13 protein-coding genes are annotated in these 12,099 nt (G+C 36.6%); 12 read left to right on the forward strand and 1 reads right to left on the reverse strand.

The window, feature by feature from the left end; genetic code table 11:
* Positions 1-27 precede the first annotated feature (27 nt).
* Positions 28-723, reverse strand: a complete 696-nt coding sequence (locus ACTJKC_RS06475; protein ID WP_344849407.1) for a hypothetical protein — start codon at positions 721-723, stop codon at positions 28-30.
* Positions 724-1,113: 390 nt separating this feature from the next.
* On the opposite strand from ACTJKC_RS06475, the gene ACTJKC_RS06480 reads away from it, so the two are divergent.
* The 12 genes from ACTJKC_RS06480 (at position 1,114) to dnaN (ending at position 12,096) form a co-directional block, all read left to right on the forward strand.
* A complete protein-coding gene (locus tag ACTJKC_RS06480; protein ID WP_440790761.1) occupies positions 1,114-1,746 on the forward strand; it encodes a hypothetical protein in 633 nt (210 codons plus the stop codon).
* 6 nt (positions 1,747-1,752) lie between these two features.
* The gene (locus tag ACTJKC_RS06485) at positions 1,753-2,403 is read left to right on the forward strand and encodes a hypothetical protein (protein WP_440790762.1); all 651 of its coding nucleotides are present in this window, start codon (positions 1,753-1,755) and stop codon (positions 2,401-2,403) included.
* Positions 2,382-3,167, forward strand: coding sequence for a sensor histidine kinase (locus ACTJKC_RS06490; RefSeq protein ID WP_440790763.1), 786 nt, complete (start codon positions 2,382-2,384; stop codon positions 3,165-3,167). The genes ACTJKC_RS06485 and ACTJKC_RS06490 overlap by 22 nt, the downstream gene beginning before the upstream one ends.
* On the forward strand, positions 3,164-3,796 hold the full coding sequence (locus ACTJKC_RS06495) for a response regulator transcription factor (RefSeq protein ID WP_344849413.1): 633 nt from the start codon (positions 3,164-3,166) through the stop codon (positions 3,794-3,796). The genes ACTJKC_RS06490 and ACTJKC_RS06495 overlap by 4 nt, the downstream gene beginning before the upstream one ends.
* A 531-nt stretch (positions 3,797-4,327) precedes the next feature.
* Positions 4,328-5,248: a glycerophosphodiester phosphodiesterase family protein gene (locus ACTJKC_RS06500; protein WP_440790764.1), complete on the forward strand. Its 921-nt coding sequence runs from the start codon at positions 4,328-4,330 to the stop codon at positions 5,246-5,248.
* 137 nt (positions 5,249-5,385) lie between these two features.
* Complete coding sequence (locus tag ACTJKC_RS06505; protein WP_440790765.1) at positions 5,386-6,093, forward strand: ATP-binding cassette domain-containing protein; 708 nt, start codon at positions 5,386-5,388, stop codon at positions 6,091-6,093.
* Between the two features lie 6 nt (positions 6,094-6,099).
* Entirely contained in the window at positions 6,100-6,642 is a 543-nt protein-coding gene (locus ACTJKC_RS06510; protein WP_440790766.1) for a hypothetical protein, read from the forward strand.
* Between the two features lie 224 nt (positions 6,643-6,866).
* Positions 6,867-7,397 (forward strand): hypothetical protein, encoded by a 531-nt coding sequence (locus ACTJKC_RS06515; protein WP_344849420.1) that lies wholly within the window; start codon positions 6,867-6,869, stop codon positions 7,395-7,397.
* A 184-nt stretch (positions 7,398-7,581) separates the two neighbouring features.
* Complete coding sequence (locus tag ACTJKC_RS06520; protein WP_440790767.1) at positions 7,582-8,268, forward strand: porin family protein; 687 nt, start codon at positions 7,582-7,584, stop codon at positions 8,266-8,268.
* A 259-nt stretch (positions 8,269-8,527) separates the two neighbouring features.
* Positions 8,528-9,253, forward strand: a complete 726-nt coding sequence (gldF, locus tag ACTJKC_RS06525) for a gliding motility-associated ABC transporter permease subunit GldF (protein WP_440790768.1) — start codon at positions 8,528-8,530, stop codon at positions 9,251-9,253.
* Positions 9,253-10,938, forward strand: coding sequence for a gliding motility-associated ABC transporter substrate-binding protein GldG (gene gldG, locus ACTJKC_RS06530; RefSeq protein WP_440790769.1), 1,686 nt, complete (start codon positions 9,253-9,255; stop codon positions 10,936-10,938). The genes gldF and gldG overlap by 1 nt, the downstream gene beginning before the upstream one ends.
* Before the next feature lie 33 nt (positions 10,939-10,971).
* Entirely contained in the window at positions 10,972-12,096 is a 1,125-nt protein-coding gene (gene dnaN, locus ACTJKC_RS06535) for a DNA polymerase III subunit beta (RefSeq protein WP_025143176.1), read from the forward strand.
* Positions 12,097-12,099 lie beyond the last annotated feature (3 nt).

Genomic DNA, 12,099 nt, shown 5'->3' on the forward strand with positions numbered 1-12,099 from the left:
ATGAATTTTATTAAGCTAATTTTTTATTTATTTACTTGTTAAAATTGAAGCAGAACGGCTTTCAAGCTTGTTCGAATAAGCTTTTGCAGTTTTACACTTTAAGAAAAGGTAGGATGATTTTATCTCCATTTTTCCGTTTGTATGTATTACCAGGTTTCTGCCTTTAATAAGATCGGTACCAGAATTAACGGTTAGCGTAGAATTGGTATTGATGATGATGTCATCTAATGCAAAATACACTATATTTAATCCAAACCGCGGGTTCTTTAATAAATTCGTGGTCATTTTATAGGCATGTACGGCTTCAAAGTCGTCCCATAAAATCTGTTTGCCGTAATAACTGGTAAGTAGTTTTGCTAACTGAAAGTGGCTTTTCCTTCTGATATTCCTGAACTGGGTTTGTAACGAATGCTCCACATGATCGTGACATTTACAGTCACTTTGTTTTGAAAAGTTATAGTCTTTTTTCGCAATTGCTAAAGATTCTTCATCGTCATCAGAAATGGCTCTTAAGACATTTTCCTTGCTTAAACCTTGCGGAATTATGCTCAATTCCTGCAGGTCTTCAAATGATTTAACAGATACATAATGTAAAGCATCTGAAAACATTTTTTCATTCGGACCGATGGTAATGTGGCTGTTTTCATCAACTTCAAGGGTGAGTGATTTTACCCTCTGCAGTTCTTTTACCGAGATTAATTTTCTTTCTTTAAAATTTTCCATGATTTTAGGTTTTGTTTAATGCCAAATAATAATTGGTGTGATTGATTTAGTTTAAAAATTAATAGGGTTCAGATTTTGCTGTGTACGCTACTTTTTCTTCTTTTTTTGAGGTTTTCGACATGGTTTTCAAGGTTTAAATACTGCCTACTTTATTCAGGATTTTCGGCTTCTTCCTTTTATATTTCTGGTTGTTAAATATTACCCAAAATTGAAGTAACAGCCCTGGAAAAACATTAGGTAAAACACTAAAAACCAGTAGTAAATGCAACAAAATAAAATGCAGTAAAAACAACAGGAAAATATGGGGAAAACCCCATCTGTTATGGTTAAAAGTTTTATCACTTTTGATAATTAACATTAACTTTAATCAGAACCAAACCAATCATGAACATGAAAGATTTCCTTATTTATGCCATCGTATTTTTATTCGGCGCACTCGTGCTTTATCTGGTACAAAAACTAACCGGTTTAATAAAAACTGAAGAGAGGAGCCAGCCCAATACGATGGATGCCAGAACAATTAAACAAATGGTTAACCAGTACCGGAATAACCATCTGGATGCCATTAACAGCACATTAGGTTTAAATGATGCCCATTCGGTTTCATTCGGCTTAAAAACACTTAAAAAATTTATTGCCGATATCGAATACCAAACCAAAAAGAGAAACCCGGGTATTGGTATAGGTGCCCTGGGTGTACGTTTTTATTATGCTGCATATCCTAAAGAAAGTGAATGGGAAAACTTTGAAAATGAAAAATCGATTGGAAAAGATTATGCCGGGAAACATACGCTTGTGATGATTCCAACTTTGAAAAAGAAAATCAGCAATGGAAGTTGCCAGGATTATGATTTTAATCCTTTAGATGAGTCGACCTATTTAATAAATGAACGTGAAAAACAACGTCCTGTGGCATTGATGGCCATGGATTCTACCAGAAATGATGATCAGTCGGGACAGGTAATGGCACAAAACCACGGACAATTGATCCCTCCAGCCGAGGCAGTACAGGAAACTTATTAGCAAAATATGTCGGGCTTTCAAACATTTTTAAGCAATGCACTCCTGTGGGTAGAAGGATTGGCTGCTGTAATTTCTATTTTTTACTATTTTAAAAACGCGGCAAATAACCTTTGGAAGTACTTTGTATTTTACCTGGGCTTTATTTTTATGTGCGAGCTTTTTGGTAAATATGGTGAAAATTGGATGACCTTCTCAAAGGCGCAGTTTTATAATTATTTAGTAATTCCTTTACAGTTCCTCTTTTTTTACTGGCTGTATGCTGTTCAATCTTTAAAGAAAAGAGGCCTGTTCATCATTTTTTCTTTATTATATTTAATCTCCTTTATCCCCAGCGAATTTTACTTTAAAGGAAGTAAGATTATCTTTTCATTTAATTACACCTTTGGATGCCTTATTTTAATGGTTTTGGTGCTGATGGAATATTATAAACAGATTACCTCATCCGATATTATTAATTTTAACAAGAACAGGATGTTTTATATCAATTTGGGCGTAACACTATTTTATATTGGTACTTTGCCATTTTGGACTTTCTATTACTTATTGGTAAAATATCATCCGATGTGGAATGTTTATTATGATTACTTCCTTGTTTCTGGTATTGTAATGTATGTCTTATTCTCAATTTCATTTATATGGGGAAAACAGAACTCTTAATTACCATTATCCTGTTTAACCTGTTTTTTGTGCTGTTTGTGGTGGCCGTTATGGTTTATATCAAAAAATATAAACAGCGGAAGAGGGAATACCTGAAAGAAATCGAGATTACTAACGAGATGCATCAAAAAGAACTCTTAACCACACAGTTAGAAATACAACAGGCTACGATGCAGCAGATCGGGCGTGAGCTGCACGATAACATCGGACAAAAATTAACCCTGGTAAGTCTTTACACCCAGCAGTTGGTGTACGAAAATAAGGTGCCACAGGAAAATGAAAGGATTGAACAGATTTATCAGATCATTAATTCGTCGTTACAGGATTTAAGAAGTTTATCAAAAAACCTCACCAACGATAATGTAATTGAAAATGAATTGGTAACTTTAATACAGGAAGAAGTAAATCACATTAATGCCTTAAAAAAGTGTAAAGTAACTTTTGAGCATAATTTCGCAAAAATTGACCTCGAATTTGTAAAAAAGAACGTGTTGTTACGGATTACGCAGGAATTTTTTCAGAATAGCTTAAAACATGCCCGTTGCAATAACATCACCATCAGGTTAAAATCGTCTCCCGAGTTTTTTTTGGCATTACGCATACAGGATGATGGAGTGGGTTTCGATTATGCCGGGTTAACAGCAGATGGCATTGGTTTAAAAAACATGAAAAAAAGGGCCGAAATCATTGGCGGGCATTTTAACCTGCAGAGCAAAGCCAATTTTGGTACCACACTTACCATTTTACTAGATAAACAATCATGAAAAAAACAATAGTTGTTGTTGATGATCATATCCTCATTGCGAAAGCGCTGCAGGGCATTATTAATAACTTTGCAGCCTTTGAGGTGATTTATGTATGTGAAAACGGGAAAGACCTTATTGATAAGTTTGAAAGCAATTGCAAAATTCCAGATATTATCCTTTTAGATATCAGCATGCCCATAATGGATGGTTTTGAAACCGTAAGCTGGTTAAAAGAGCATAAGCCTGATATAAAGGTAATGGCCTTAAGCATGCAGGGCGAAGAAAAAAGCGTAATCAAGATGGTAAGCAACGGTGCTACGAGCTACTTGCTCAAAAATGCACATCCGGCAGAACTCGAAAATGCGCTGACCAGGTTAAATGCGAATGGTTTTTTTTATCCCGATTGGGCATCAAAAATCATTTTTTCCAGTTTAAATAAAAACAAAGACAGCGAAATCAAAATTTCTGACAGAGAAAAAGAATTTCTAAAATATACCGTTACCGAACTCAACTACAAAGAAATAGCCGATAAAATGTTTTGCAGTCCACGTACAGTGGAGAGTTACCGCGATCAGTTATGCGAAAAACTGGAACTTAAAACCCGTGTAGGATTGGCTGTTTTCGCCATTAAAAATGGATTTGCATAATGGGGTTATGTTTGTTTAATTGGGTTAATTGTTTAAATTGTATAAACTGGTTAACTGTGTATGAAGTTCAGTTGGGTTAATTGTTTAAATTGTATAAACTGGTTAACTGTGTATGAAGTTCAGTATGGTTAATTGTTTAAACTGTATAAACTGGTTAACTGCGTATGAAGTTCAGTATGGTTAATTGTTTAAACTGTATAAACTGGTTAACTGCGTATGAAGTTCAGTTGGGTTAATTGTTTAAACTGTATAAACTGGTTAACTGCGTATGAAGTTCAGTTGGGTTAATTGTTTAAATTGTATAAACTGGTTAACTGGTACGGTTCCACGATTAACCGATTTCAACAATTAACCAGTTAACCTATGTTTACAATTAGCCTATCATACAATTAACCGATTTCCACAATTAACCAGTTAACCTATATTTACAATTAGCCTATCCTACGATTAACCGATTTCAACAATTAACCAGTTAACCTATATTTACAGTTAACCTATCTTCCATCTTCCATTTTTTCCTACTTTTGAGCCATGAAATTCCATCACTTACTATTCCTGGTTATTATTGCTGTGTTTAGCTCGTGCAAATCAAAAGAAAAAAGCCATCAATATATTAAGTTTAGTAGCACTGCAGAATTATACCAGTTCTTAAAATGGTCGCCTGAAAATCGTTTCCCTTTAATCAGTGCGCACCGTGGCGGCCCGATGCCTGATTTTCCTGAAAACTGTATCGAAACCTTTGATAATGCCACTACTTACAACCCGGTGGTAATCGAATTTGACATTGCTTACAGCAAAGATTCGGTGATGGTGATTATGCACGATGACCAGCTGGATAGAACTTCAACCGGAAAAGGCCCAGTAAGCAATTATACCTACGAAGAATTAAAAGCTTTTAACCTTAAAGATACTGAAGGCAATGAAACCAAATTTAAGATCCCTGCTTTGGATAGTGTGCTTAGCTGGAGTAAAGGCAAGGTTTTGTTAACCATCGATTTGAAAAAAGGTGTTTCCTATGCCAAAGTGATCGAAAAAGTAAGGCAATATAAAGTAGAAAGCAATTCAATTATCATTACCTATACCGCTGAGCAGGCAAAAGAAGTGCATCAGTTGGCACCAGAATTGATGATTTCGGCCTCTGTGCAAAAGAAAGCTGAATTGAAAAGATTAAACAACATGGGCATTCCCAATAACCGGATCGTTGCTTTTGTTGGTGTTGCTGCACCCGATAAAGAATTTTACCAATACCTGCACAGCAAAGGCATCACCACTATTTTAGGTACCATGGGCAATATTGATAAAAGTGCCAAGGCAAGTCCTGTTAAAAATGTGTATTATCATCTCGTAAACAATGGTGCCGATATTTTATCGGGCGATAACCTGCCTCAGGCATCAGAAGAGCTGGATAAATTCAGGTACAATAAAAAAATAAGTTCAACGCATATTAATTAACCACAGATAAAAGGGATGAAAAGAGATCTGGCAGTTTTAAAATCTGTGTTTATCTATGCAATCTGTGGCAAAACATATTAATTAGCTTCAGAATAGGTAATTTTAAATCTGTGTTTATCTGTGGTAAAAAACATAAAATGAGTATTTCAGTTAAAAATCTTTCTAAACACTACGGTGAGCAAAAAGCAGTTGATTCCATTAGTTTTGAGGCTAAACCTGGTCGTATTCTGGGTTTTTTAGGCCCAAACGGAGCTGGCAAATCTACCACTATGCGGATGCTTACCGGTTATTTAGCGCCTACTTCAGGAGAAGCTGAAATTTCTGGTAAAAATATCACAACACAGGCCCTAGAAGCGAAAAAGCACATTGGCTACCTTCCGGAAAATACGCCGCTTTATGCTGATATGTATGTAAAAGAGTTTTTAAGCTTTGTTGGACAGACCTATAAAATCGAAAATTTAACAGTACGCATTGATGAAGTGGTTAAAATGGTTGGTTTAACACCAGAACAGCATAAAAAAATCGGCATGTTATCTAAAGGTTACCGCCAGAGGGTAGGACTGGCGCAGGCCATCATCCATAACCCGGAGGTTTTAATTTTAGATGAACCAACATCCGGCCTCGATCCGAACCAGTTGGTCGATATCAGGCAGCTGATCAAAACTTTGGGTGTTGCTAAAACGGTTGTTATCTCTACACACATTATGCAGGAGGTTGAAGCCATTTGCGACGATATCATCATCATCAGCAAAGGTAAAATTGTAGCTAATAACTCGCTTGAAGGTTTAAAAAAAGCTCACCAGCAACAATCATTAGAAGATATTTTCAGAAAACTTACTGCTTAACCTTTCATGCTTAGCTCAAAAATTAAGATCTTACTTATTGCTTTTTTATTTTCCAGTCCTACACTATTAAAAGCTCAAAACAGCGCTAACATAGGCATTGGTGCCGAAATTGGTTTACCATCAGGCAATTTTTCTAATCTTTCAGGAATTGGATCTGGCGCATCAGTAAAAGCTGATTTTCCTGTTACAGAAAATTTTGCTTTAACTTTAAACGCAGGTTTTATGAATTTCTTTGGCCGGCGGAACCAACTTTTTAATGTGCAGGATTTAACTTATGCTCCGCTTAAAGCCGGGTTAAAATACCAGTTAGGCGAAAGTTTTTATGCCCAAGGACAGTTGGGAGCGGCATTGCCTTTAAATAAAAATCAGAAAACATTATTTGCCTGGTCGCCTGGCATTGGCAATCAGTTTAAGCTTTCAGGAGGAAATAAACTCGATTTAGGCATCCGCTACGAAGCATGGACAGGCAAAAATAATATGATCGGACTGAACAAATCTGACAGTAAAGGATTTGTTGGGATCAGGTTTGCCTATTTGTTTGGGCTTTGAAACAATTGGTGTGCTTAATTGTTTTATTTATTAGTCAAAAATACCAAACTCCCGTCACTTACAACTTAATACAACGTTTTAGAATAAAAATATTAATGATATAACTTTCAGTTAATCAGGTTTTTATGGCTCAAGATTTTTGTTTTGGAATTTATTAGTAACGTTTTTGGCATCATGATTGTCTAAAAACCGAAATAATTAACGAACAATAATTTAAAAAAACAATGAAAAAAGTATTACTATCTTTATTAATGGTTGCAGGTTTAGGCTTTGCAGCTTCAGCTCAAACAGAAGGCGCGGTTCAAAAATTAAGCATTGGTGCTGAATTCGGTTTGCCAACTGAAAAAAATTCGAACACACTAATCGTAGGTGGATCACTACAGTATGAGCATCCGGTAGCCAAATCTTTAAGCTTAACTGGCTCTGCTGGTTATCTTTCATTAATGGTAACAGGTGATGCTAAAGATGCTCTTAAGGCATTAGGATTAAAAACAAATTATGGTGTTGTACCTTTAAAAGCTGGTGCCAAATACTATTTTGGTGGTAACTTTTATGGTGCTGGTGAATTAGGTGCTGCAATTAGTACTGAAACTGGTGGTAGTACTTTGTTTGCTGTTGCACCAACTTTAGGCGCATCGTTCTCTGTAGCTGATAAATCTAGTTTAGATTTCGGTTTACGTTACGAAAACTGGTCAGGTAATGGCGGTTCTACCGGCTTTATTGGCTTACGTGCTGCATTTGCATTCGGTTTGTAATTTAAACTATAAATTATTTCAAAGCCTCCAAGAAATTGGGGGCTTTGCTGTTTATAAAAAACTTATCATTTTAGGGTTACAGAAATAAAATTCATTAAACTATTAAATTAGTTTACTATCATTGTATGTTTTTGCAAAACAGGCAGAAACACGGAAACTAAAAAAACAATTTTAAAAAAATCAGATGAAAAAATTAATGCTATCTCTATTAGCAGTTGCAAGCCTTGGCTTTGCAGCTTCAGCTCAAAACTACAACATCAAAATCGGTGTAAAAGCAGGTGTAACATTTCCAACCTTTGGTGTATCGGGTACAGAAAACCAGGGCTATAGCCAAAAAATGAGTACCTCGTTTTATGTTGGTGGAACGGTTGATATTCCTGTTTCGGATATATTCTCAGTTCAGCCTGGTTTATCTTTAGTTGGTAAGGGTGGGAAAACAGATTTTTCTTATTATAACGCTGAGCTTGGAAATACTTATACAGCTACTGCTAACTCAAAAATTAGTACAATGTATATTGAACTTCCTGTAAACGCAGTATTTAATTTTACGCTCGGTAGCGGAAAGATCTTTATTGGTGCAGGTCCGTATTATGCAATGGCCATCAGCGGAAAAAACAAATCTACTGCTACGCTAAGTGGTGGGGGTAGCACGATGACAGAATCAGGAGAAGAGGATATCAAATTCGGAAAAGACGGAACGATGAAAAGAGGTGATTTTGGTGTTAATTTCCTGGCGGGTTACCAGCTTAGTAATGGTTTTAACATCCATGCAGGTTATGGTTTAGGTTTGAGTAACCTTGATTATTCAGATTCAAATGTGTCAAAAGTAACAAATAGGGTGCTATCTGCCGGTGTTGGATTCTCTTTTTAAATAAATAAAAATTTTTTTAAAGAGGTTATTATGTTGAGCCTGTCGAAACACCTTAAAGCTTATTTAAGCAGGTACTTCGACAGGCTACCATAGTCATAAAATTATCATCTCTGCCGAAGCAACGCGTAGCGGAGAGATTTTGAACTAAATCGATTAGCTTTATGTTTAAGTTATATTCATAGTCTATAATACATTCATTTAATTACAGTCCTTTTAAATTTGCAGGAATAAATGGTTAACTTCGGCATTTTAATAGCACATGTACGCAGTTTTTAAACGCGAGTTATTCAGTTTCTTAAGTTCGATGGTTGCTTATATTACCATCGGCGTTTTTCTATTGGTTTCGGGGCTGTTGCTTTGGTTTTTCCCCGATACATCGATCCTTGATTATGGTTATGCCGAACTCAGCGGATTTTTCAGTCTGGTGCCATATCTTTTTATGTTCCTTATTCCGGCCATTACCATGCGCTCTTTTGCAGAAGAAAGAAGAGAAGGAACATACGAACTTCTGGTTACACGGCCAATACAAATCTGGCAGATTGTGGTAGCGAAATACCTGGCCAGTTTGGTACTGGTACTTTTTGCTTTAATCCCCACGGTAGTTTATTATTACAGCATTTCGAAACTTGGTTTCCCGGAAGGAAATATCGATTCAGGTTCGGTTATTGGTTCCTATACCGGCTTATTTTTGTTGGGTGCAGCTTTTACCGCCATTGGCATATTTTCCTCAGCATTAACCAAAAACCAGGTGATTGCCTTTGTGATTTGCGCCGCTTTATGTGCATTTTTCTTTTTGGGTTTCGATTATACCAGTCAGATTGCAGCTTTTCAACCCATTGAGAGTACCATCACCAATTTAGGTATTAACCAGCATTATACCTCCATCAGCCGTGGCGTTTTAGATACGAGGGACCTGATCTACTTTATCACTTTCTCTGTTTTGTTTTTGTTGCTCACCAAATTAATTATAAGAGGGAAACGATAATGAAGCAGCAGAATAAATGGATTAATTTTATTGTCGTAGTAGCCGTATTGATCGTTATAAATGTGTTGGGCGCTTATGTCTTCCACCGTTTCGATTTCACGGCTGATAAACGCTTTACCCTGAGTGAAAAAACAAAATCATTACTCGAGAAAAATGAAAAACCGGTAATTGTTACTGTATTTTTAAAAGGTGAATTGCCTCCGGCTTTTATACGTTTGCAGGCTGCGGTAAGCGATATCTTATCTGATTATAAAGCTTATTCAAAAGCAGATTTTAAATTAGTTTATGTCGATCCTTTGGCAGGATTAAGTACCCAGGAGCAGGATACCGTAATTTACAATCTCGCTCAAAATGGCATCGAAGCCACCCGGACTACCTTAAAAACAGAAAGCGGATCAACTGAAAAACTTGTTGTTCCAATGGCGATGATTGAAAGCAATGGCAAACAGATGCCGGTTAAGTTGCTTCAAAATTTCAATGTGGCAGGCAGTTATGAAGAAAATATTAACAGGTCTATAGAAAATCTGGAATATACGTTAACCTCCAGTTTAAAAAAAGTAATCAATGGCTACAATCCCCGGATCGGCTTTACAGAATCGAATGGGGAACTCTCTGATTTGCAGCTGTATGACGCAAGAGCTTCATTAGCCAATAATTATGTGGTGGGCAGGGTCGATTTAAATACGATTACCAAAGAAGGACTGGATAAGCTTAATATGATGGTGATTGCCAAGCCGAAAAAGCCTTTTACCGAAACAGAAAAATACAAAATCAATTATTTTGTGATGAATGGTGGAAAGGTACTTTGGAGTATCGATCAGGTTACGGCTGAGCTGGACAGTTTAAGAGGACGGGGCGGACAGATGGCCACGAACAATAACCTGAACCTCGACGACATGCTTTTTATGTATGGCGCCAGGATTAATTACAATATTATCGCCGACCCGGCAAACAGTGCCGAAATTCCGGTTTCAACCGGTGCCGTTGGAGGGCAGGGGCAAATGCAATTACTGCCATGGATTTATTACCCGATTTTACTTCCTGATACCATCCACAGTGTAGTTAAAAACCTGGATGGCATCAAATCGGAATTTCCAAGTACAGTTGATACGATAGGAGCTAAAGGGGTAACCAAATCATACATACTCAGCACTTCTCCATATAATAAAGTGTATAATACACCAAAGCCATTCAGTTTGCAAATGGTTGCAGAGCAGTTAAATCCGAAAGAATTTCAGAGTGTGCCGCAAAATGTTGGGATATTGCTGGAAGGGAATTTTCCTTCCGTATTTGCCGGACGACCTTTACCTGCTGGCATAACAGCGCCTTTTACTACAGCGATAACCAGTAAACCAGGTAAAATGATTATCATTGGTGATGGTGATGTATTTAAAAATCAGGTTTCTGAAAAAGATGGTTCACCTTTTCCATTGGGTTTCGACCGTTATTCGCAGCGGACCTTTGGCAATAAGGCCCTTTTGTTAAATATAGTCGATTATTTTACCGACGAGGATAACCTGATTGCTCTCCGGAACAAAGAAGTAAAAATCAGATTATTGGATAAAGCCAAAATTAAACTCGAAAAAACCAAATGGCAGTTTATAAATGTGGTGGCGCCCTTGTTATTGTTAATATTCTTTGCGATTTTTCAACATTATTACCGCAAATACAAGTACGCTAAATAATTTTTATATTTTTGAAGAAGACTAAATGATATCATGAGATTTATTGTATCCACATCAACTCTGTTAAAACACTTACAAACTGTAAATGGTGCCTCAAGCAGCAGCACGGTTTTACCTATATTAGAAAATTTTCTTTTCGAAATTAAAGATGGAAACTTAACTATCTCTGCTACCGATCTGCAAACCAGTATGACAACTGCACTGGCTGTAGAATCAAAAGAAGAAGGTAAAGTAGCGGTTCCATCAAAAATTTTATTAGATACGCTTAAAACCTTACCAGATCAGCCGATTGCATTTAATATTGATGACAGCACTTTTGCCATCGAGATTAGCGCCGGGGACGGTAAATATAAACTGAGTGGCGAAAATGGTGATGATTTTCCGAAAATTCCAGTCGTAGAAAATGCTTCTTCGGTAAATTTACCAGCATCAGTGCTAACTGAAGCCATTACCAAAACCATTTTTGCAGTAAGTAACGATGAACTTCGTCCGGCAATGACGGGTGTTTTCTGTCAGTTATCTCCTCAGCACATCACTTTTGTAGCTACAGATGCTCATAAATTAGTGAGGTACCGCCGTATGGATAGCAAGGCAGATAAAGCAACTTCATTTATTCTTCCTAAAAAAGCTTTAACACTTTTAAAAGCCGCTTTGCCCTCTACAGATATCAATGTATCAGTTGATTACAACGCAACCAGTGCTTTCTTTAAGTTTGAAAATATCAATCTGGTGTGTCGTTTAATAGACGAGCGCTATCCAGATTATGAGGCAGTAATTCCAACAAACAACCCTAATAAATTAATTATAGACAGGGGATTATTTTTAAATACACTTCGCAGGGTTGTAATTTTTGCCAATAAAACTACGCACCAGGTAAGGTTAAAAATCAGTGGCAGCGAATTAAATATTTCTTCTGAAGATCTGGATTTCGCAAACGAAGCTCACGAACGTTTAAGCTGTCAATATGACGGAGAAGACCTTGAAATAGGTTTTAATGCACGTTTTTTAATCGAAATGTTAAGCAATTTAAGTGGTGATGAAGTTACTTTAGAACTTTCTACTCCAAACAGGGCTGGTCTTTTAATTCCGCAAACTAATGATGAAAATGAAGATGTTTTAATGTTGGTAATGCCGGTAATGTTAAATAACAGTTACTAAAAT

Origin of the sequence: Pedobacter sp. 22226 (assembly GCF_052045455.1) — a bacterium.
GTDB lineage: Bacteria > Bacteroidota > Bacteroidia > Sphingobacteriales > Sphingobacteriaceae > Pedobacter > Pedobacter jeongneungensis.

What these genes read in the sequence shown, in the direction of transcription:
- ACTJKC_RS06515 (WP_344849420.1), top strand. Translation starts at nt 6,867, where the DNA reads ATGAAAAAAGTATTACTATCTTTATTAATGGTTGCAGGTTTAGGCTTT.
- ACTJKC_RS06495 (WP_344849413.1), top strand. Translation starts at nt 3,164, where the DNA reads ATGAAAAAAACAATAGTTGTTGTTGATGATCATATCCTCATTGCGAAA.
- ACTJKC_RS06490 (WP_440790763.1), top strand. Translation starts at nt 2,382, where the DNA reads ATGGGGAAAACAGAACTCTTAATTACCATTATCCTGTTTAACCTGTTT.
- ACTJKC_RS06485 (WP_440790762.1), top strand. Translation starts at nt 1,753, where the DNA reads ATGTCGGGCTTTCAAACATTTTTAAGCAATGCACTCCTGTGGGTAGAA.
- ACTJKC_RS06520 (WP_440790767.1), top strand. Translation starts at nt 7,582, where the DNA reads ATGAAAAAATTAATGCTATCTCTATTAGCAGTTGCAAGCCTTGGCTTT.
- ACTJKC_RS06505 (WP_440790765.1), top strand. Translation starts at nt 5,386, where the DNA reads ATGAGTATTTCAGTTAAAAATCTTTCTAAACACTACGGTGAGCAAAAA.
- ACTJKC_RS06510 (WP_440790766.1), top strand. Translation starts at nt 6,100, where the DNA reads ATGCTTAGCTCAAAAATTAAGATCTTACTTATTGCTTTTTTATTTTCC.
- ACTJKC_RS06480 (WP_440790761.1), top strand. Translation starts at nt 1,114, where the DNA reads ATGAAAGATTTCCTTATTTATGCCATCGTATTTTTATTCGGCGCACTC.
- dnaN (WP_025143176.1), top strand. Translation starts at nt 10,972, where the DNA reads ATGAGATTTATTGTATCCACATCAACTCTGTTAAAACACTTACAAACT.
- gldF (WP_440790768.1), top strand. Translation starts at nt 8,528, where the DNA reads ATGTACGCAGTTTTTAAACGCGAGTTATTCAGTTTCTTAAGTTCGATG.
- gldG (WP_440790769.1), top strand. Translation starts at nt 9,253, where the DNA reads ATGAAGCAGCAGAATAAATGGATTAATTTTATTGTCGTAGTAGCCGTA.
- ACTJKC_RS06500 (WP_440790764.1), top strand. Translation starts at nt 4,328, where the DNA reads ATGAAATTCCATCACTTACTATTCCTGGTTATTATTGCTGTGTTTAGC.
- ACTJKC_RS06475 (WP_344849407.1), bottom strand. Translation starts at nt 723, where the DNA reads ATGGAAAATTTTAAAGAAAGAAAATTAATCTCGGTAAAAGAACTGCAG.